Source organism: Microbacterium mitrae (genome assembly GCF_008017445.1).
In the GTDB taxonomy this organism is placed as follows: domain Bacteria; phylum Actinomycetota; class Actinomycetes; order Actinomycetales; family Microbacteriaceae; genus Microbacterium; species Microbacterium mitrae.
Window position 1 is genome coordinate 243,045 of sequence record NZ_VRSW01000001.1, and the last position, 20,366, is coordinate 263,410.

The following is a 20,366-nucleotide window of genomic DNA, read 5'->3' on the forward strand; positions in this document are numbered from 1 at the left end:
TGATCCTACGCCTCGACGGGAGCATCGGTCGGGGCTTCTGCGGGGAAGTAACCCTCGTAGCCCTCGTTCTCCAGGCGGTCAGCCAGCTCAGGGCCACCCTCTTCAACGATCTGACCCTTGACCATCACGTGAACGAAGTCGGGCTTGATGTAGCGGAGAATGCGCGTGTAGTGCGTGATCAGCAGCACACCGAGGTCGGTGGCAGCCTTGGCGCGGTTAACGCCCTCAGAGACAATCTTCAGTGCGTCAACGTCGAGGCCGGAGTCGGTCTCATCAAGCACGGCCATCTTCGGCTTCAGCAGCTCAAGCTGAAGAATCTCGTGACGCTTCTTCTCGCCACCGGAGAAGCCTTCGTTCACGTTGCGCGCGGCGAACTTGTTGTCCATCTTCAGAGCCTTCATCGACTCCTTGACGTCTTTCGTCCAGGTGCGAAGCGCGGGCGCTTCTCCGTCGATTGCGGTCTTAGCGGTACGCAGGAAGTTCGTCACCGTCACACCCGGAATTTCAACCGGGTACTGCATCGCCAGGAAGACGCCAGCGCGGGCGCGCTCGTCAACCGACATCTCCAATACGTCCTCACCATCGAAGGTGATGGTTCCGCCCGTGACGGTGTACTTGGGGTGGCCGGCGATCGTGTAGGCGAGCGTCGACTTGCCCGAGCCGTTGGGTCCCATGATGGCGTGGGTCTCACCCGTGCGGATGGTGAGGTTTACGCCGTTGAGGATGGGCGTGGTTCCTTCATCGGTCTCGACCGTTACGTGCAGGTCGCGGATCTCGAGGACAGACATTAAATTTCCTTCGTTACGGAGGGGTCAATGAGCACGTCGTCACCGTCGATTTCGACGATGTAAACCGGAACGGGCTCGAAAGCTGGGAGGGTCTGGGGCTTGCCGGTGAGCAGCGAGAATGCGGAACCATGAGCCCAGCATTCGACCGTGTCACCTTCAACAAAGCCGTCAGCAAGCGAAATGTCGCCGTGGGTGCAGGTGTCGCCGATGGCGTGGATTACGCCGTCGCCGTCTTTCACCACACAGATAGCAACATCGTCGATGACGACGCGCAGCGCGGCGTCTTGCTCGAGTTCACTAACCGAGCATGCTCGGGTCGCGGTCATGCCGAGACGCCATCGCTGAGTTCGACCTGAATCGCGTCGAAGAGTTCTTCTTCAAGCGCAGGCACGCCGATCTTCTGCACGATTTCGCCGAGGAAGCCGACAACGACCAGGCGTCGCGCCTCTTCTTCTGAAATGCCGCGAGCCTGCAGGTAGAACAGCTGCTCGTCGTCGAAACGACCGGTAGCCGATGCGTGTCCAGCGCCCTGAATGTCACCCGTCTGGATCTCCAGGTTCGGGATCGAGTCGGCGCGAGCACCCGTGGTGAGCACCAGGTTGCGGTTTGCTTCGTACGAATCGGTTCCGACGGCGTCGGCACCGATGAGCACGTCGCCAATCCAGACCGTGCGTGCGGTATCGCCCTGCAGGGCGCTCTTGTACAGCACGTCGCCCGTGGTGTGCGCACCCTTGTGGAACATATACACCTGGCTCTCCAGGTGCTCGCCCGGGTCGGCGAACGAAACGCCGTAGAGCTTGCCCTCGGCGCCAGCACCGTCGAGCTGAACCGACGGGTTGACGCGCACGACGCCACCGGAGAGGCTGGCGACCAAGTGGGTGAGCGTTGCGTCCTTGTCGACGCGCGCCTGGTGAGCCGCCGCGTGCACGGTGTCTTCACTCCAACGCTGCACCGAGATCACGCGCAGATCGGAACCATCGCGAGCGATGATCTCGACGTTCTGCGCGTAGGTGGCTGCGCCCTTGTGGTCAAGAATCACGGTGGCTCGGGCGTTCGGCATCGCCTCAATGACGATGTGCGCGAAGGCCGCGTCGGCGATGCCGGAACCATCGATAGCAATGGTGATCGGCTCGGCGACCTCCTCGTTCGCGGGAATGCGAACGTGAACGGCGTCGGCGCTGTTACGCCATGCCAGAGCGCTCATGCGATCTTCCGGGCGGAAGAACTCACCGCGTACGGCGGCGTCGTGGCCTGCCGAGGCGACGGCAAAGGTTGCCGGCGTCACCGTGTGGCTCACGGCATCTGAGGCAACAGCATCGACGTTCAGCAACGGCTGAAGGCGGTTCACCGGTGAATGCTTGAAGTTGACCTCGTGACCGGTGGGGTTAGCGAAGTCGGTGGGCTCGAACGACGTCGGGCGCTCAGAACGAGTCTGAATCGGAACCACCGAGTTGTCGTGCGTGAGGATGTTTGATGCCAGCGTGGCGGTTTCGGTTGCGGTTGACATTTAGCCGACCGATCCTTCCATGCCCATCTCGATGAGCTTGTTCAGTTCGAGTGCGTACTCCATGGGCAGCTCACGTGCGATCGGCTCGATGAAGCCGCGCACAATCATGGCCATGGCTTCGGTCTCTTCGACGCCGCGGCTCATGATGTAGAACAGCTGCTCTTCGCTGACCTTCGACACGGTTGCCTCGTGGCCAAGAATCACATCGTCAACGCGAATGTCGATGGCGGGGTACGTGTCAGATCGCGACTGGGTGTCGACCAGCAGAGCGTCACAGACGACCGAGTTAGACGAGTGGTGTGCGTTGGCGTCGATACGAACTTCGCCGCGGTAACCCGCGCGACCGCCACCGCGGGCGATCGACTTTGAGGTGATCGATGACTGCGTGTACGGAGCCATGTGGATCATCTTGGCGCCAGCGTCCTGGTGCTGACCGGGGCCGGCAAACGCAACCGAAAGCGTCTCACCCTTGGCGTGCTCACCCGTGAGGAAGATCGACGGGTACTTCATCGTCACCTTGGAGCCGATGTTGCCATCGACCCACTCCATGGTCGCGCCCTCGTGCGCAATCGCACGCTTAGTGACCAGGTTGTAGACGTTGTTCGACCAGTTCTGGATCGTCGTGTAACGCACGCGAGCGTTCTTCTTCACGATGATCTCGACAACGGCAGAGTGCAGCGAGTCTGACTTGTAGATCGGCGCGGTGCAGCCCTCGATGTAGTGCACGTAGCTGTCTTCGTCGGCGATGATGAGCGTGCGCTCGAACTGGCCCATGTTCTCCGTGTTGATGCGGAAGTAGGCCTGCAGCGGAATCTCAACGTGAACACCCTTGGGCACGTACACGAACGAGCCACCCGACCACACGGCCGTGTTCAGCGCGGCGAACTTGTTGTCGCCAGCCGGAATCACGGTTCCGAAGTACTCTTCAAAGAATTCGGGGTGCTCGCGCAGAGCCGTGTCGGTGTCCATGAAGATGACACCCTGCGCCTCGAGGTCTTCACGAATCTGGTGGTAAACCACCTCAGACTCGTACTGGGCTGCCACACCGGCGACCAGGCGCTGGCGCTCAGCCTCGGGGATGCCAAGACGCTCGTAGGTGTTGCGAATGTCTTCGGGCAGGTCTTCCCACGACTGGGCCTGCTTCTCGGTCGAACGCACGAAGTACTTGATGTTGTCGAAGTCGATACCGGAGAGGTCAGCACCCCACGTCGGCATGGGCTTGCGGCCGAACAGCTGAAAACCCTTGAGGCGGGTCTTCAGCATCCACTCGGGTTCTGCTTTCAGCGCCGAGATGTCTCGAACAACGTTCTCGTTGATACCGCGGGTCGCGCTTGCGCCAGCCGCATCAGGGTCGTGCCATCCGAACTCGTACACCCCCAGCCCTTCGAGCTCGGGACGGTCAATGAGCACATCAGACATGGCGTCACACTCTCCTCATGGCCTAGCGGTGTCATCCGCTCCGGTCACACTCCCCCGTGTCTGCGTGGGAGTTGCCGTCGGGCCTTTCTTTGCGGCGTCTGCAAGACGCCTACACTTGAAAGCAAGAACCGCGCTTTTCGCGATCTTGCAACCCTTCGATTCTACAGGTTCCGCCGACCCGTTTGGGCGGAACCGGAGGCCTCATGACTGACATCGTCACCCCAGAGACGGCGGCTGTTCACCCCGGAGGACGAGACCGCTCGTTCCTTCGCATGCCCACAACGATCAGCACTCCCGTGCGTGTCTTTGCGTGGCTGTCGTTCATCTTCGAAGTGTTCATCATCGGAACCGGTGGCGCCGTTCGCCTCACCGGTTCTGGACTGGGGTGCTCGGAGTGGCCGCTGTGCACGCCGGACTCTCTCGTGCCGACACCCGAACAGGGCATTCACGGCGTGATCGAGTTTGGCAACCGCACCATCACGGGCGTTGTCGGCATTCTCGCGATTGTGGTGTTGCTGTTCACGCTGCACATTGTCGGCGGACGGCGCGCCGTCGTCTCAACGCTGTGGTTTGCGCTCGGCGGTATCGGCACGGGCGTCGTTGCCTACGCAACCGCGTCGGCGATGAACATTCCGGCCTTTCCGTTCTTCTCCGCGGGGCTGTTGCTCGTCGCCTTGGTCGGCGCAGTTTCGTCACTGCGAAGCATTTCGGGTCGAAAGGATCTCCCCACGCTCGCGTGGATCGTGTTGATCGGTGTGATCGCTCAGGCGTTCGTCGGCGGAATCACGGTGCTCACCGGCCTCAACCCGTTCATCGTCGGATTTCACTATGCGGCATCGCTTGCCCTGGTATGCGTGACCGCTGCCTACCTGGTGCGCATGCGCGAGCCATCCGGCACCCGCGTGCGCGTGGTTCCGGTGTGGTTTGCGATTCTCACGCACGTCACCGGCCTTGCCCTCGCACTGACGATCGTCTTCGGCGTGCTGACCACCGGTTCCGGACCGCACTCGGGCGATGCGAATGTGATTCGTGACGGCTTTGACGCGTCGTTCCTCGCTCACGTGCACTCGTGGCCCGGGTACATTCTCGCCGGGCTCGTCGTTGTGATGGTGGCCTCGGCCTGGATTCAGCGCCTGGCGGTACGCAACTGGACGCTGGTGTTGCTGGCAGCAATTGCCGTGCAGGTGCTGGTGGGCGTGTGGCAAGCCCGTGAAGGGTTGCCTGCGCTGCTGGTCGGCATCCACATGGTGCTTGCGGCCCTGGCCGCCGCGACCTACACGGTCGTCGCGTTGAAGCTCAAGCAAACCGCCGCCGAGCCAGCCCACGGCTAGCCTTCGTGCCCCGCGGTTCCGCGCGTCTGGTTCCGCCCCGCCCGGTTCCGCCCCGCCCTGTTCCGCCCCGCACGGTTCCGCCCCGCCCGGTTCCGCCCGCCTGGTTCCGCGCGCCCCATTGCCCAACCCGGTGCGCCTCCCTGTTATGCACGAGTGCCACCGTGTTATGCACGACCGAACACGCGATTCGACGTGAATCCTCGGCGTGTCGCGGCATTTGGCGTCGTTGGTCGTGCAGAACAGGGTCTGGATCGTGCACAACAGAGTTCGGATCGTGCAGAACACAGTCGGGGGGGAACACAGTCCGGGGGTGCGGAACACAGTCTGAACCGCGCACGACACACGCCACCTCGTAGGAAACAGCCCCGCGATGCACAGAAACGGCCGCCCACGCGAGGTGAGCGGCCGTTGGAACCTGTTGGGTCAGAACGCGAGGAGCGGATCGATTCCGATGGCGACGAACAACAGCGTCAGGTAAGTGATGGATGCGTGGAAAACGCGCATCGGCGCGGCTGTGCCACCCTTGACGGCCTGGTTGTACAGGCGGTGCGATTCATACAGGAACCAGCCACCGAAGACGATCGCCGACACGGTGTACACGACGCCCATACCTGCGACCGGAATCAGCAGGAGGGAACAGGCGATCGTCGCCCATGCGTAGAGGATGATCTGCAGGCCAACTTGGTGGGTCGGACGCGTCGCGCCCAGCATCGGAACATGGACCGAGCCGTAGTCCTCCTTGTATTTCATCGACAGCGGCCAGTAGTGCGGCGGCGTCCACAGGAAGACAACCACGAAAAGAATGAACGGCGCCCACGAGAGCGAACCGGTGACGGCCGTCCACCCGATGAGAACCGGGAAGCAGCCGGCGATGCCGCCCCAGATGATGTTCTGCTCGGTGCGGCGCTTGAGGATCAGCGTGTAAATGACGACGTAGAAGAAGATCGCCACCACCGAAAGCGTGGCAGCCAACCAGTTGGTGGTGACCAGCAGCCAGACTGTCGAGACGACGGCAAGCACCCACGCGAAGATGAGAGCGCCACGGGGCGAGACCTCCCCCGTCACGATTGGCCGCTTCTCGGTGCGCTGCATTTGCGCGTCCATATCGCGGTCAATGTACATGTTGAAGGCGGCTGCGGAACCAGCACTGAGCGCACCGCCGATGACGGTTGCGATCATCAGCCAACCGTTGGGCACGCCGCCCTGCGCCAGGAACATCACCGGAACTGTCGTCACGAGCAACAGCTCCATAACGCGCGGCTTCGTCAACTCAACATAAGCTCGGATCTTCTTGCCGATGCTTAGCTTCGCGTTCGCCGGTGCGGCAGACGTCGCAGTCAGGTGGATCGCCCCCTTAGGACGGTAGAGATTCGCGTGCGCGACAGAAAGCACACACCCCACTAGTCTACCCCGATGCACAGACCCGCCCGGGCTTGTCAGAAACGCACAATCAACGCCGTGCGCCACCGCTTATCGCTATGCTGAAATGACATACACGCGCTCAGCGAAGACCAGCTTTGTTACCCAGTCGTAGGAAGGCGTTTGGCTTGAGCGCCTCTACTTTCGGGAGGGCGGTCCGGGTGTCGGAACTGCGTTGGGAAGAGATCGATAAGCGCGCTGTTGACACGGCTCGTGTGCTCGCGGCGGATGCGGTGGAGAAGGTTGGTAACGGTCACCCCGGCACGGCAATGAGCCTGGCTCCCGCCGCGTACCTCCTCTATCAGCGCGTGCTGCGCCACGACCCGTCTGACACCGATTGGCTGGGTCGCGACCGTTTCATTCTGTCTGTGGGCCACTCGTCGTTGACGCAGTACGTTCAGCTGTACCTGGGCGGATTCGGGCTGGAGCTCGATGACCTCAAGGCGTTGCGCACGTGGGGTTCACTCACTCCCGGTCACCCCGAATATGGTCACACCAAGGGTGTGGAGATCACGACGGGCCCGCTGGGTCAGGGGCTCGCCTCTGCGGTCGGCTTCGCTTACGCGTCCCGCTACGAGCGCGGCTTGTTTGACCCTGAAGCTGCGGCGGGCACCAGCCCGTTTGACCACTTCGTCTACGTCATCGCCGGTGATGGCGACCTGCAGGAGGGCGTCACCAGCGAGGCTTCATCGCTTGCCGGCCACCAGCAGCTGGGCAACCTCATCGCGATCTACGACTCCAACCAGATCTCGATCGAAGACGACACCAACATTGCGTTCACCGAGAACGTCGCTCAGCGCTACGAATCGTACGGCTGGCAGGTGCTGACGGTTGACTGGAAGAAGACCGGCCAGTACATCGAAGACGTTGCCGAGCTGAACGCCGCGATCGAGGCGGCCAAGGCTGAAACCGCCAAGCCGACGCTGATCATTCTGAAGACGATCATCGGCTGGCCCTCCCCCGGCAAGCAGAACTCCGGCAAGATTCACGGTTCCGCTCTCGGCGCCGACGAGCTTGCGGCAACGAAGAAGGTTCTCGGTTTCGACCCGGAACAGACGTTCGTTGTTGCCGATGATGTGCTTGCCCACACCCGTCAACTGCAGGAGCGCTCCAACGATGCCCGCGCCGTGTGGCAGGAGAGCTTCGACGCCTGGGCAAACGCCAACCCGGAGCGCAAGCAACTGCTTGACCGCCTCGAGGCCGGAGATCTGCCCGCAAACATCGACGCCACCCTGCCGGTGTTTGAAGCAGGCAAAGACGTGTCAACGCGCGCAGCGTCCGGCATCGTTCTCAATGCTCTTGCCGCCGAGCTTCCCGAGCTGTGGGGTGGTTCCGCCGACCTCGCAGAGTCGAACCTCACCACGATCAAGGGCGCGAAGTCGTTCGTACCCGAGGCGTGGTCCACGCACGAATGGGCCGGAGACCCCTACGGTCGTGTGCTGCACTTCGGTATTCGCGAGCACGCGATGGGCGCGATCCTTAACGGCATCCGCCTGCACGGACCGACCCGCCCGTTCGGTGGCACGTTCCTGATCTTCAGCGACTACATGCGCCCCGCGGTTCGCCTTGCCGCCCTCATGCACGTCGCCGCGATCTACGTGTGGACGCACGACTCGATTGCGCTTGGCGAAGACGGACCAACGCACCAGCCGGTAGAGCAGCTCGCGTCGTTGCGTGCGATCCCGAACCTCTCCGTGGTGCGCCCTGCCGACGCCAACGAAACCGCCGTGGTGTGGCTAGAAACTCTGCGTCGCGACGGCAGCCCCACCGGCCTTGCCCTCACGCGTCAGAACGTTCCGACCTTTGCTCGCGGTGACGGCGAGGCCCACGACGACACTTTTGCGTCGGCAACGCTGGCCACCCGCGGCGCGTACATCCTCGCCGAAGCCCCCGGCGGTACCCCCGATGTCATTCTCATCGGCACTGGTTCCGAAGTGCAGCTCGCCGTTTCTGCTCGTGAAACCCTCGCCGCAGAAGGCATCAACGCACGCGTGGTCTCCGCTCCTTCGCTGGAATGGTTCGCGGAACAATCAGCTGAGTACCGCGAGCAGGTGCTGCCCGCCGCTATCAAGGCACGCGTTTCGGTCGAAGCCGGCATCGCGATGCCATGGAACGCGATCGTCGGCAGCACGGGACGTTCGGTATCGCTGGAACACTTCGGTGCCAGCGCCGACTACAAGACCCTCTTTGAGAAGTTCGGCATCACGGCAGACGCTGTCGTTGCAGCCGCACGCGAAACTGTGAAGGAAAACGCATGAGCACTCCCACCCAGGAGCTCGCAGCCGCGGGCGTAAGCATTTGGCTTGACGATCTTTCTCGCGCGCGCATTGTGAGCGGAAACCTCGCTGACCTCATTGAGAGCCGCACCGTTTCAGGCGTGACCACCAACCCGACGATCTTCGCGGGCGCGATCGCTAATGGCGGCGAAGACTACGCCGGCCAGCTGCACGAGCTCGCCGCCAGCGGCGCCTCGGTTGATGACGCCATCATCGCGGCAACCACCGACGATGTCCGTGCCGCCGCCGACATCTTCCGTGGGGTCTACGACGCCACCAACGGCGTTGACGGCCGTGTCTCGATCGAAGTCTCCCCCGATCTCGCACACGACACCGACGCAACCATCGCGCAGGCTGGTTTGCTGTGGCAGCTGGTGGGTCGCGAGAACGCGCTCATCAAGATTCCGGCCACCAAGGCTGGTTTGCCCGCGATCACCGCGACGATTGCCGCTGGCATCAGCGTCAACGTCACCCTGATCTTCAGCCTCGAGCGCTACAACGAGGTCATCGACGCGTACCTCGCCGGTCTGCAGGCCGCGCGCGAAGCGGGCCACGATCTGTCAAAGATCCACTCCGTCGCGTCGTTCTTCGTTTCGCGCGTTGACACCGAGGTCGACAAGCGTCTCGTCGCCATCGGAACCACCGAAGCGCTGGCATTGAAGAGCAAGGCAGGTCTCGCGAACGCGCGCCTCGCATACGAGCTGTTCGAGCAGCGTTTCGCCGCCCCCGAGGTGCAGGAGCTCCTCGCCGCCGGTGCGAACGCGCAGCGTCCGCTGTGGGCATCAACGGGTGTCAAAGACCCGTCGCTGCCCGACACGCTGTACGTCACCGAATTGGTGGCCGCTGGCACCGTCAACACGATGCCGGAAAAGACGCTCGAGGCTACGTTTGACCACGGCGTCATCACCGGCGACACCATCACCACCAACTACGCCGACGCGCACGCGCTGATGGCCGAGCTTGCTGGCGTTGGCGTCGACTTCGCCGACGTCACGCAGCTCCTTGAAGATGAAGGCGTGGAGAAGTTCATCGCCTCGTGGCAAGAACTGAAAGAAACCGTTCACGTTGCGCTGGAGGCAGCCAAGTGAGCGCCACAGAAGTTCACCTCACCGGGTACCCGGCTGAGGTTGCCGGAGCCGAACTGCCCGCTCTCATTGCCGACATGGTCGCCTCAGGCATCACGGCGCAAGATCCCGAGCTGTGGGGCGAAAAGTCGGTCTCTGAGGCATCGATTCGTCTCGGCTGGGTTGAGGCGGTCAGCGTTTCGGCTCCCCTCGTTCCTGCCATCAACGCGCTCCGCGAGCAGCTCACCGCCGCCGGTATCACCCGCATTGTGCTTGCCGGTATGGGTGGCTCTTCTCTCGCTCCCGAGGTGATCACCCGCACCGCCGGCGTGCCGCTGGTCATCTTGGACTCGACGGCTCCCGGGCAGGTTCTCGCCGCACTCGACGGTGACGAGAATGGCACGCTCGAGCAGACGGCGCTGGTCGTCTCGTCCAAGTCTGGATCGACCGTTGAGACCGATTCCCAGCGTCGGGCGTTCGAGGTTGCCTTCCGCGACCTGGGCATCGACCCAGCTGAACGCATCATTGTGGTCACCGACCCCGGCTCGCCGCTCGATGTGTCGGCGCGCGAAGCGGGCTACGTGGTGTTTAACGCCGACCCCAATGTTGGCGGCCGCTACTCAGCGCTCACCGCCTTTGGCCTGGTTCCGTCCGGCCTTGCCGGTGCCGACATCGAAACGTTGCTGCGTGAGGCAGATTCGGCGCTTCTTGAGGTGTCGATCGATTCGCACGACAACCCGGCCCTTCGCCTCGGCGCGGCTATCGGCGGCTCCCTCAACGGAACCCGCAAAGACAAGCTCGCGCTTGTTCCGGACGGCACGCCCATCGTTGGCCTTCCCGACTGGATCGAGCAGCTCATTGCCGAATCGACCGGCAAGGAAGGCACCGGCATTCTGCCCGTCGTGCTCACGTCGCTCTCGCCCGAGGTCGACGAAACGCCGCACGATGTGCAGGTGGTACGTCTGGTTGAAGACGCCGAGCACCTGCGCCTGTTCGAGCGCCACAAGGGCGAGATTCTCGTTTCGGGCTCGCTCGGCGCTCAAATGGTGCTGTGGGAGTACGCCACCGTGATCGCCGGACGACTGCTCGGCATCAACCCTTTCGATCAGCCCGACGTGGAGTCCGCCAAGGTTGCGGCACGCTCGCTTCTCGATGCGCGCCCGGAACAAGCTCCCGCGGCGTTCGTCGAAGACGGCGTTGAGGTTCGCGCGACGGAGGCGGCGCTCACCGCGAGCGGCACGCTCAAGGGCACGCTTGACGCGCTGTATGCAGCGCTCCCGGAAGACGGTTACGTCTCGATCCAGGCCTATGTGAACCGGCTCGAATTTCCGCAGCTCGAGGGATTGCGCGACATGATTGCCGCCGACACCCACCGCCCGGTCACGTTCGGTTGGGGCCCGCGCTTTCTGCACTCCACCGGCCAGTATCACAAGGGGGGCCCGGCCCAGGGCGTTTTCCTTCAGATTCTGGAGGCCAGCGATGTCGACGTGGAAATTCCCGAGCGTCCGTTTACCTTTGGGCAGTTGATCCAGGCGCAGGCCGCGGGCGATGCTGCGGTGCTTGCCGAACACGGCCGTCCCGTCGTTTCGGTGACGCTGCGCGACTCCGGCGACGACGTTCTTGACCTGTTTCAGGCCGTCGACGACTGATTCTGCTGACTGGAGCACTCCCCGATGACTGCACCCATCTCTCGTGGGCACAACCCGCTACGCGATCCTGACGACCGCCGCCTGAACCGAATCGCGGGCCCCAGTGCCCTGGTGATCTTCGGCGTCACCGGCGATCTGTCTCGCAAGAAGCTCATGCCCGCCGTCTATGACCTCGCAAACCGCGGCCTCTTGCCGCCGGGGTTTGCGCTTGTGGGCTTTGCGCGACGCGACTGGGAAGACCAGGACTTCGCGCAGGTTGTTTACGAGGCGGTCCGGGCGCACGCGCGCACAGAGTTTCGTGAAGAAACCTGGAACCAGTTGCTTGAGGGCATCAGGTTTGTGCAGGGCACGTTTGACGACCCGGATGCGTTTCGTCGTCTGCGCGACACCGTTGAAGAGTTGGATCGGGTGCGCGGAACCATGGGAAACCATGCGTTTTACCTCTCGATTCCTCCGAAGGACTTCCCGACGGTCGCCCGTCAGCTTCGGGAGTCGGGGCTCGTCGATGACACGCACGACCCTGCCCGTTGGCGACGCGTTGTCATCGAGAAGCCGTTCGGGCACGATCTGGAGTCGGCCCGTGAGCTGAACGAAGCGCTTGAGTCAACCTTTGCGCCCGACTCGATCTTCCGCATCGACCACTACCTCGGCAAAGAGACGGTGCAGAACATTTTGGCTCTGCGGTTCGCCAACGAACTGTACGAGCCGATTTGGAACCGCAACTACGTTGACCACGTGCAGATCACCATGGCAGAAGACATTGGCGTTGGTGGTCGAGCAGGTTACTACGACGGCGTTGGTGCAGCGCGTGACGTGATTCAGAATCACTTGCTTCAGTTGCTCGCTTTGACCGCAATGGAAGAGCCGATCAGCCTGAGCGCCGATCACTTGCGTGCTGAGAAGGAGAAGGTGCTCGCCGCCGTCACGCTCCCAGCAGATCTGGCAGCCTCCACGGCGCGTGGCCAGTACGCCGGCGGCTGGCAGGGTGGCGAGGAGGTGCGCAGCTTCTTGTCAGAAGAGGGCATGGCGCCAGACTCGACCACCGAAACGTACGCCGCTATCAAGCTGGAAATCAATACGCGTCGCTGGGCGGACGTTCCGTTCTACCTTCGTACCGGCAAACGACTTGGGCGACGCGTGACCGAAATCGCGGTGGTGTTCAAACGCGCCCCCGAGCACCTGTTCTCTCGCGGCAGCACCCCCAACCTCGGCCAAAACGCCCTCGTTATTCGCGTGCAACCCGATGAGGGTGTCACGTTGAAGTTTGGCTCAAAGGTGCCCGGAACCGGCACGCACGTGCGCGACGTGACGATGGACTTCGGCTATGGTCACGCCTTCACCGAGGCCAGCCCAGAGGCCTACGAGCGCCTCATCCTGGACGTGCTGCTGGGAGATCCGCCGCTGTTCCCCCGCCACGAAGAGGTCGAAGAATCGTGGCGCATTCTTGACCCGGTCGAAGACTATTGGGCCTCGCTCAGCGGCCCGCTCGACCAGTACGCCCCGGGCTCGTGGGGCCCTGCGAGTGCAGATCAGATGCTCGCTCGCGACGGACGCACCTGGAGGCGGCCATGATCGTTGATCTTCCTGACACCACCATCAGCCAGGTGGCCAAGCAGCTCGTGCACGTGCGCGAAGAGGGCGGCGCTGTTGCCCTCGGCCGTGTGCTCACCCTGGTGATTGCGACGCGCGAAGAGGCTGCCGAACCGGCCATCGATGCCGCGAACGATGCCTCACGTGAGCACCCGATGCGCGTGATTGTGTTGATCATCGACCGCGATGCCGATGCACGCCTCGACGCACAGATTCGCGTGGGTGGCGACGCCGGCGCGAGTGAAGTGATCGTGGTGCGCGCCTACGGTGCCGCGGCATCGAACGAGGAAAGCCTCGTCACCGGCCTACTGCTGCCCGACGCGCCCGTCGTGGTGTGGTGGCCAGACAAGCCGCCGGCCCGCCCCGCGGCTAGCCCGCTGGGGCGTATCGCACAGCGCCGCATCACCGATGCGTCGACCGATCCCGACACCTTGAAGCGGCTGTCAAAGCTGGGCAAGGCGTATGCTCCCGGTGACACCGATCTTGCCTGGACCCGCCTCACGTACTGGCGCGAGCAGCTTGCCGCGGTGCTTGACCAGCCGCCGTACGAGCCGGTCACGGCGGTCGAAGTTCATGGTTCCGCTGAATCCCCCTCCACGGGCTTGCTAGCCGCGTGGCTTCGCCTGCAACTCGATGTGCCGGTGCGCTGGGTGTACGAGCCGCATGACACGTGGCGCGAGGGTATCAAGAGCGTGCGCATGACGCGCGCCTCGGGCGACATCCTGCTGGAGCGCCCCGTTCCCGGCGTCGCGCTGTTGACCCAGCCGGGTCAGCCCGACCACGATCTGCCGCTGCCAAGGCGCACGCTGCGCGAATGTATCGCAGAAGAGCTGCGCCGCCTCGACCCTGACGTGTTGTATGGCAGGGTGATCTCTGAGGGATGGGACCGCCTCGGTCCTGCCTCGGAAGGACACCCAGCATGACCGAAAAGCGCGTCGTCGTCGTCGCCACCCCAGCAGAATTGGCCGAGAGTGTCGCCAAGCGGTTTCTTGGCAAAGTGGCCATGGCCGCATCCGAAGATCGTCCGGTGCATGTTTCGCTGACCGGCGGAACCATGGGTATTGCCGTGCTCGCCGCCGTGGCTGAGAATCCACTGCGTGATCTGGTTAACTGGTCTGCGGTCCACTTCTGGTGGAGCGACGAGCGCTGGGTTGCACGCGATGACGCCGATCGCAATGAACGACAGGCCCGTGAAGCTCTGCTTGACCAACTGGACGTTCCCGCGGGCAACATTCATGAGATGCCTGCTTCCGACGAGGGCCTGACACTGGATGAAGCGGCCGACGCCTACGCCACGGAGTTGGCGAGCTTCTCCGACGGCGACAACGCCTGGCCGACATTTGACGTCTGCTTTCTCGGAGTCGGCCCTGACGGCCACATCGCTTCGCTATTTCCGGATCAGCCGGCGATCACCGTTACCGACCGTTCCACGGTCTCGGTGCGCAACTCCCCCAAGCCACCTGCCGAACGCATCTCGCTTACGCGGCCGGTGATCAACTCATCCCGACGCGTATGGATGGTGGTGGCAGGAGAAGAAAAGGCGGGTGCGCTGGGACTCATCCTTGCGGGCGCCAACTACGAGCAGGTTCCGGCAGCCGGCGCCAAAGGCACCAGCCGCACCATCATCATCGTGGATGAAGCCGCCGCTGGTCAGGTTCCGGCGGAGCTTATCGACCCGAGCTTCTAATCTCGACAGGCAACAGAAAGCGGCGGGGGCTCGAGGCCCCCGCCGCTTACTTGTTGTTCTCCTGGCCGCTTGTCTTACTGGCCGCGTCGCGCACGAACGGCAGCCAACGCTTCATCAAGCAGTTGCACCGCCTCTTCGTCGGTCCGACGCTCCTTCACATAGGCGAGGTGCGTCTTGTACGGCTCCGGCTTTGCCAGCGCAGGCGGGTTGTCTTTGTCGCGGCCGGCAGGCAGACCAGACTGCGGAGAGTCAATCTGCTCGGGAATCTCTTCTTCCGGCAGGTTGGCCGCAAAGTAGCGAACCGTCTCGTTGCCCAGGGCGTCCCAGTACGAAACAGCCGTGCGGTCGGCGTGGTAGCCGTGGTCTTGCTCGCCCATGGGGCCAGCGCCAACGCGGGTACCACGAATAGCGTTACCTCCGGTTGCCATCAGCCCGCCAGCCCCTGGAACTTGGTGATCAGGCCGAGACCAACAATGGTCACAAACCAAACCAGGGCAAGCACCACGGTGAAGCGGTTGAGGTTACGCTCGGCAAGGCCGCTCGAGCCGTAGGAGGCGCTCATTCCGCCGCCGAACATGTCACTCAGGCCTCCGCCACGTCCCTTGTGGAGAAGGATAAGAAGGGTCAGCAGCAGGCTGGTAATACCCAGCACAATCTGCAGGATGAGCTCAAGAATAGCCACGCAAAAAACCTTTCAAGTGCGAACGGATCGCGCACGAATCTCCAGTATATGGGAGAAGACGAATCTGACTCAGCGAAACGCTAGACGCCGACGTGGCTCGGGAAGCGCGCAATGGCAGCGAACTCGTCGACCACCAGGCTTGCACCGCCCACCAGCGCACCATCGACATCGGGTTCACGCATGAACGACGCGATGTTGTTGGCCTTGACCGAACCGCCGTACAGCACGCGCGTGCGGGAGGCAGCCTCGTCGCCCAGCGTCTCGGCAATCACGCCGCGCAGCGCCTTGCAAACATCTTGCGCCTGCGTCGGAGTCGCCGCCTGGCCCGAGCCAATGGCCCAGACCGGCTCGTATGCGACCACGATGTCGGCCTTCGGGTCAACGCCGTCAAGGGCAACCCGCAGCTGCGCGACCGGAACGGCGCTGGCGCCGTGCTTCTCCAGGTCTTCTGCCGTCTCGCCGACGCAAATCACCGGAACCAGGCTGTGCTTGATCGCGGCCTTGACCTTTGCGGCGACGATCTCGTCGGTCTCGTTGTGGTATTCGCGACGCTCAGAGTGCCCAATGATGACGTAGCCGCACTTGAGCTTGTGGAGGAAGAGCCCCGAGATCTCACCCGTGTAGGCGCCGGACTCGTGCGCCGAAACGTCCTGCGCGCCAAGCGAGAACGGAATCTTGTCGGCGTCGATCAGCGTCTGCACCGAACGGATATTGGTGAACGGAGGGAAGACGGCAACCTCGACGGCGCCCGCCTCAAACTTCGCGTCTTTCAGCGTCCAGTGCAGCTTCTGCACAAACGCAACCGCCTGGAGGTGATCCAGGTTCATCTTCCAGTTGCCTGCAATGAGCGGCGTACGAGTTACGACCATCCGAGGACCTCCAGTCCGGGAAGCTTCTTACCTTCGAGGAACTCGAGGCTGGCTCCACCACCGGTGGAGATGTGACCGAACTGGTCATCGTGGAATCCGAGCTGACGCACGGCAGCGGCTGAATCGCCACCGCCGACAACGCTCAGCCCATCGACCTCTGTCAGCGCCTGGGCGACAGCCTTGGTTCCGCCCGCGAATGCGGGAAATTCAAATACGCCCATGGGGCCGTTCCAGAACACCGTCTTGCTGGAGCGCACTGCGTCAGCAAACGTGCGTGCGGTTTCTGGGCCGATGTCGAGACCGATACCGCTGGTTCCGAATCGCGTTTCTTCGATTGCACTAGCGGCGACGACTTCGTGGGCGGCGTCTGCGGCAAACTTCTCCGCCACCACCACGTCGGTCGGCAGCACAATGTCTACGCCGCGCTCGCGAGCGGCGGCGAGGTAGCCGCGCACGGTGTCGAGCTGGTCTTCTTCAAGAAGACTCGAGCCCACGTTGTAGCCCTCTGCCTTCAAGAAGGTGAAGAGCATGCCGCCGCCGATCAGCAGACGGTCGACCCGCGGCAACAGGTGCTCGATAACGCCAAGCTTGTCCGAAACCTTGGATCCGCCGAGCACGACCGTGTAAGGGCGTTGCGGGTTTTCGGTGAGACGATCCAGAACGTCAAGTTCTGTCGCGATGAGCAGGCCTGCGGCAGACGGAACCAGCTGCGCCAGTTCGTAAACGCTTGCCTGCTTGCGGTGAACGACACCGAAGCCATCGGAGACGAGCACGTCGCCAAGCGAGGCGAGCTGGCGAGCAAACGCCTCACGCTCTCCGGCGTCTTTGCTGGTCTCACCGGGGTTGAAGCGCAGGTTCTCGATGACGGCGATATCGCCGTCATCGAGACCAGCTGCGGCTTCCTGTGCCGACTCCCCCACCGTGTCGCGCGCAAACGCGACCGGCTTTCCGAGGAGTTCGGACAGACGCTGCGCGACCGGAGCGAGGCTGTAGCGCTCGTCCGGTGCACCCTCGGGACGCCCGAGGTGGGAACACACGATTACCCGAGCACCCTGGTTGATGAGGGTGTTCAGCGTAGGAAGTGAGGCGCGGATTCGTCCGTCGTCTGTGATCGCGCCATCTTTCAACGGCACATTCAGATCGCAACGCACGATAACGCGCTTACCCGCCAGGGAACCGAGCGAGTCGAGGGTTCGCAGAGTCATAGTTAGAGGCGCTCTCCAACGTATTCGGTGAGGTCAACGAGGCGGTTGGAGTAACCCCACTCGTTGTCGTACCACGCCGACAGCTTGACCTGGTTGCCGATAACGCGCAGCAGGCCAGCGTCGAAGATCGACGAGTGCGGGTCGGTGACGATGTCACTGGAGACGATCTCGTCTTCGGTGTACTTGAGGATGCCAACCAGCGGACCTTCGGTCGCAGCAGCCTTGTAGACAGCCTTGATCTCATCCAGCGTGACCGGACGCGACGTCGTGACGGTGAGGTCGGTGATCGAGCCGGTCGGAACCGGAACGCGCAGCGCGAAGCCGTCAAGCTTGCCCTTGAGCTCCGGCAGAACCAGGCCAATGGCCTTAGCTGCACCCGTCGAGGTCGGAACGATGTTGATCGCGGCGGCACGAGCACGGCGAAGGTCGCTGTGCGGGCCATCCTGCAGGTTCTGGTCTGCCGTGTAGGCGTGAACCGTCGTCATCAGGCCGGTCTCAATACCGAAGTTGTCGTTGAACACCTTCGCCAGCGGCGCCAGGCAGTTCGTGGTGCACGACGCGTTGGAGATGATGTTGTCGGTCTCCGGGTTGTACAGGTGCTCGTTGACACCCATAACGAAGGTTGCGTCTTCGCCGGTAGCCGGCGCCGAAATCAGAACCTTCTTTGCGCCGCCCTCAATGTGCTTGCGGGCGTCTTCAGCCTTGGTGAATCGACCCGTCGACTCGATAACGATGTCAACACCCAGTTCGCCCCATGGCAGGTTTGCGGGGTCGCGCTCCTCGAACACCCGAATAACCTTGCCACCGACAGTGATCGACTCGTCGTCGTACGTGACCTCCTGGTCAAGGCGACCAAGAATCGAGTCGTACTTCAGCAGGTGCGCCAAAGTCTTGTTGTCGGTGAGATCGTTGACAGCAACGATCTCGAGGTCGGCGCCCTGTGCGAGGGCCGCACGCAAATAGTTGCGCCCGATACGGCCGAAGCCGTTGATGCCAATCTTTACAGCCACTTATGCTCCCTAGTGGTCTGTCACGCGTGCCGATGAACGCGTGACGAACGATAAACGCGGACATCGGCGTCCCCGGTGGGAACCCCCGCCGGGGACGCCGCACCGATCACGACTGTACCAGCAGGCCCTTGCTCTGCGTGCGTGCTGTTTCAAAACGTGACTGCACGTTGTCCCAGTTGGCGATGTTCCAGAACGCCTTGACGTAGTCTGCGCGGACGTTCTTGTAGTCCAGGTAGTACGCGTGCTCCCAGACATCGAGCAGCAGCAGCGGCACGGAACCAGCGGCAAACTGCGACTGCTGGTCGAAGAACTGCTGGATCAGCAGATTCTCACCAATCGAGTCCCAGAACAGGCCCGCCCAGCCCGATCCCTGCACGCCGAGGGCTGCGGCGGTGAAGTGCGCCTGGAAAGCATCAAACGAACCGAAGTGGTCGGTGATCGCGGCCTCGAGCTCGCCGGTGGGCTTGTCGCCACCGTTCGGAGACATGTTGGTCCAGAAGATCGAGTGGTTGGTGTGACCACCGAGGTTGAACGCGAGGTCCTTCTCGAGCTTGTTGATGTTTGCGAAGTTGCCTGCGGCACGGGCCTCAGCGAGCTGCTCGAGTGCCGTGTTTGCACCGGTCACGTACGCCTGGTGGTGCTTGTCGTGGTGCAGTTCCATGATCGCACCGCTAATTGCAGGCTGGAGAGCCGAGTAGTCGTAGGGGAGCTCAGGCAGCGTGTAGGTCGCCATATTTCGCTTCTTTCTGGTCTGCACCCTGAGGGCGCCTTGGTGACCTCCGGAACCGCTCAAGCGGGAAGGTCAGTCGTTTTTATCCTACCGACGACAACGCCGCCTGGCGCGCGAAGATTCCCATGCCAGGCGGCGTGAACGTTGTATATAACCTCAGTCTTCGACGGTCGGAACCGCGGCTTCGGTGCCGGGAATGCCCTCGACTTCTGCGCGCTTGTCTGCCATCGCGAGTAGGCGACGAATCCGACCGGCGACGGCGTCTTTTGTCAGCGGCGGGTCGGCGCGGTGGCCGAGCTCGTCAAGGCTCGCGTCTCGGTGCGCGAGGCGCAGCTCGCCAGCCTGACGCAGGTGATCAGGCACCTCGTCGGCCAGAATTTCCAGCGCACGCTCAATACGGGCGCATGCGGCGACGGCCGCCTGTGCCGAACGGCGAAGGTTTGCATCATCGAAGTTCACCAGGCGGTTCACGCCGGCGCGCACTTCGCGGCGCTGGCGCATTTCATCCCAGGCAGCGGCTGTACGAACGGCGCCCATCGCGGCCAGAATCGCGCGAATCGACTCCCCCTCGCGCACCACAACGCGCGGAACGCCGCGCACTTCGCGCGCCTTGGTGGCAATGCCCATGCGGTGGGCCGCGCCGACGAGCGCCATGGCTGCCTCACCCGACGGTGCGCTAATTTCTACCGCGGCCGAACGGCCAGGTTCGGTGAGCGTTCCGGCGGCGAGAAATGCGCCACGCCAGATTGCTGCGAGGTCATCCCGCGTTCCGGTGGTCAGGCGGTTCGGCAGACCACGGACCGGGCGACGGCGCTGGTCAAGCAGACCGGTTTGGCGCGCGAGCGTCTCTCCGCCATCAATAACGCGAACGGCCCAGTGGTTGCCGGAGCGCGAGCCCGAAGCCTGCACCGGAACAATCTCCGGGCGAGCCGCGTAAATCTCCACCAGGTCGCGAGCCACGCGGCGCGCAAGAACTTCGGCATCCACCTCGGCTTCAACCGCGACACGGCCGGCAATCGAGTGCAATCCGCCAGCAAAACGAAGGATGCTCGTCAGCTCTGCAACGCGCACCGATGGGCGCGGATCGCGAATCGCTACGAGTTCGCCTTTGACGTCGGCGGTCAGTGCCACTGGGGTACC

19 protein-coding genes are annotated in these 20,366 nt (G+C 63.0%); 7 read left to right on the forward strand and 12 right to left on the reverse strand.

Going from position 1 to position 20,366, the window contains the following annotated elements:
- Positions 1 to 5: 5 nt before the first annotated feature.
- From sufC to sufB, 4 genes are read right to left on the reverse strand one after another with little or no spacing between them, the layout of a single operon-like run.
- On the reverse strand, positions 6 to 788 hold the full coding sequence (gene sufC, locus FVP60_RS01130) for a Fe-S cluster assembly ATPase SufC (RefSeq protein ID WP_147824439.1): 783 nt from the start codon (positions 786 to 788) through the stop codon (positions 6 to 8).
- The gene (locus FVP60_RS01135; protein ID WP_147824440.1) at positions 788 to 1,114 is read right to left on the reverse strand and encodes a non-heme iron oxygenase ferredoxin subunit; all 327 of its coding nucleotides are present in this window, start codon (positions 1,112 to 1,114) and stop codon (positions 788 to 790) included. The genes sufC and FVP60_RS01135 overlap by 1 nt, the downstream gene beginning before the upstream one ends.
- Entirely contained in the window at positions 1,111 to 2,295 is a 1,185-nt protein-coding gene (sufD, locus tag FVP60_RS01140; RefSeq protein WP_147824441.1) for a Fe-S cluster assembly protein SufD, read from the reverse strand. The genes FVP60_RS01135 and sufD overlap by 4 nt, the downstream gene beginning before the upstream one ends.
- Positions 2,296 to 3,714, reverse strand: coding sequence for a Fe-S cluster assembly protein SufB (gene sufB, locus FVP60_RS01145; RefSeq protein WP_147824442.1), 1,419 nt, complete (start codon positions 3,712 to 3,714; stop codon positions 2,296 to 2,298).
- Positions 3,715 to 3,986: 272 nt separating this feature from the next.
- Between sufB and FVP60_RS01150 the strand changes: the two genes are divergently transcribed.
- On the forward strand, positions 3,987 to 5,045 hold the full coding sequence (locus tag FVP60_RS01150; RefSeq protein WP_147825463.1) for a COX15/CtaA family protein: 1,059 nt from the start codon (positions 3,987 to 3,989) through the stop codon (positions 5,043 to 5,045).
- A gap of 423 nt (positions 5,046 to 5,468) precedes the next feature.
- On the opposite strand, the gene FVP60_RS01160 is transcribed toward FVP60_RS01150, so the two are convergent.
- Positions 5,469 to 6,386: a heme o synthase gene (locus FVP60_RS01160; protein WP_147825464.1), complete on the reverse strand. Its 918-nt coding sequence runs from the start codon at positions 6,384 to 6,386 to the stop codon at positions 5,469 to 5,471.
- 239 nt (positions 6,387 to 6,625) lie between these two features.
- On the opposite strand from FVP60_RS01160, the gene tkt reads away from it, so the two are divergent.
- Genes tkt through pgl form a run of 6 tightly spaced genes read left to right on the forward strand, consistent with a single transcriptional unit; the run spans position 6,626 to position 14,730 of the window.
- Entirely contained in the window at positions 6,626 to 8,722 is a 2,097-nt protein-coding gene (gene tkt / locus FVP60_RS01165; protein WP_147824444.1) for a transketolase, read from the forward strand.
- Positions 8,719 to 9,828 (forward strand): transaldolase, encoded by a 1,110-nt coding sequence (gene tal / locus FVP60_RS01170; RefSeq protein WP_147824445.1) that lies wholly within the window; start codon positions 8,719 to 8,721, stop codon positions 9,826 to 9,828. The genes tkt and tal overlap by 4 nt, the downstream gene beginning before the upstream one ends.
- Before the next feature lie 53 nt (positions 9,829 to 9,881).
- The gene (locus FVP60_RS01175; RefSeq protein ID WP_425463445.1) at positions 9,882 to 11,453 is read left to right on the forward strand and encodes a glucose-6-phosphate isomerase; all 1,572 of its coding nucleotides are present in this window, start codon (positions 9,882 to 9,884) and stop codon (positions 11,451 to 11,453) included.
- A gap of 24 nt (positions 11,454 to 11,477) precedes the next feature.
- Positions 11,478 to 13,025 (forward strand): glucose-6-phosphate dehydrogenase, encoded by a 1,548-nt coding sequence (gene zwf / locus FVP60_RS01180; RefSeq protein WP_147824447.1) that lies wholly within the window; start codon positions 11,478 to 11,480, stop codon positions 13,023 to 13,025.
- Entirely contained in the window at positions 13,022 to 13,966 is a 945-nt protein-coding gene (locus FVP60_RS01185) for a glucose-6-phosphate dehydrogenase assembly protein OpcA (protein ID WP_147824448.1), read from the forward strand. The genes zwf and FVP60_RS01185 overlap by 4 nt, the downstream gene beginning before the upstream one ends.
- Positions 13,963 to 14,730, forward strand: a complete 768-nt coding sequence (pgl, locus tag FVP60_RS01190) for a 6-phosphogluconolactonase (RefSeq protein ID WP_147824449.1) — start codon at positions 13,963 to 13,965, stop codon at positions 14,728 to 14,730. Before FVP60_RS01185 ends, pgl begins: the two co-directional genes overlap by 4 nt.
- A 74-nt stretch (positions 14,731 to 14,804) precedes the next feature.
- On the opposite strand, the gene FVP60_RS01195 is transcribed toward pgl, so the two are convergent.
- From FVP60_RS01195 to whiA, 7 genes are all read right to left on the reverse strand, one after another.
- A complete protein-coding gene (locus tag FVP60_RS01195; RefSeq protein WP_147824450.1) occupies positions 14,805 to 15,158 on the reverse strand; it encodes an RNA polymerase-binding protein RbpA in 354 nt (117 codons plus the stop codon).
- The gene (gene secG, locus FVP60_RS01200; protein WP_147824451.1) at positions 15,158 to 15,412 is read right to left on the reverse strand and encodes a preprotein translocase subunit SecG; all 255 of its coding nucleotides are present in this window, start codon (positions 15,410 to 15,412) and stop codon (positions 15,158 to 15,160) included. Before secG ends, FVP60_RS01195 begins: the two co-directional genes overlap by 1 nt.
- Before the next feature lie 80 nt (positions 15,413 to 15,492).
- Positions 15,493 to 16,281 carry a triose-phosphate isomerase gene (gene tpiA / locus FVP60_RS01205; RefSeq protein ID WP_147824452.1) on the reverse strand — a complete coding sequence of 263 codons (789 nt, stop codon included), beginning with the start codon at positions 16,279 to 16,281 and terminating at the stop codon, positions 15,493 to 15,495.
- Complete coding sequence (locus tag FVP60_RS01210) at positions 16,272 to 17,486, reverse strand: phosphoglycerate kinase (RefSeq protein WP_147824453.1); 1,215 nt, start codon at positions 17,484 to 17,486, stop codon at positions 16,272 to 16,274. The genes tpiA and FVP60_RS01210 overlap by 10 nt, the downstream gene beginning before the upstream one ends.
- A 2-nt stretch (positions 17,487 to 17,488) precedes the next feature.
- Complete coding sequence (gene gap, locus FVP60_RS01215; protein ID WP_147824454.1) at positions 17,489 to 18,496, reverse strand: type I glyceraldehyde-3-phosphate dehydrogenase; 1,008 nt, start codon at positions 18,494 to 18,496, stop codon at positions 17,489 to 17,491.
- A 106-nt stretch (positions 18,497 to 18,602) separates the two neighbouring features.
- Positions 18,603 to 19,229: a superoxide dismutase gene (locus FVP60_RS01220; protein WP_147824455.1), complete on the reverse strand. Its 627-nt coding sequence runs from the start codon at positions 19,227 to 19,229 to the stop codon at positions 18,603 to 18,605.
- A 153-nt stretch (positions 19,230 to 19,382) separates the two neighbouring features.
- Entirely contained in the window at positions 19,383 to 20,357 is a 975-nt protein-coding gene (gene whiA, locus FVP60_RS01225) for a DNA-binding protein WhiA (protein ID WP_147824456.1), read from the reverse strand.
- Positions 20,358 to 20,366 lie beyond the last annotated feature (9 nt).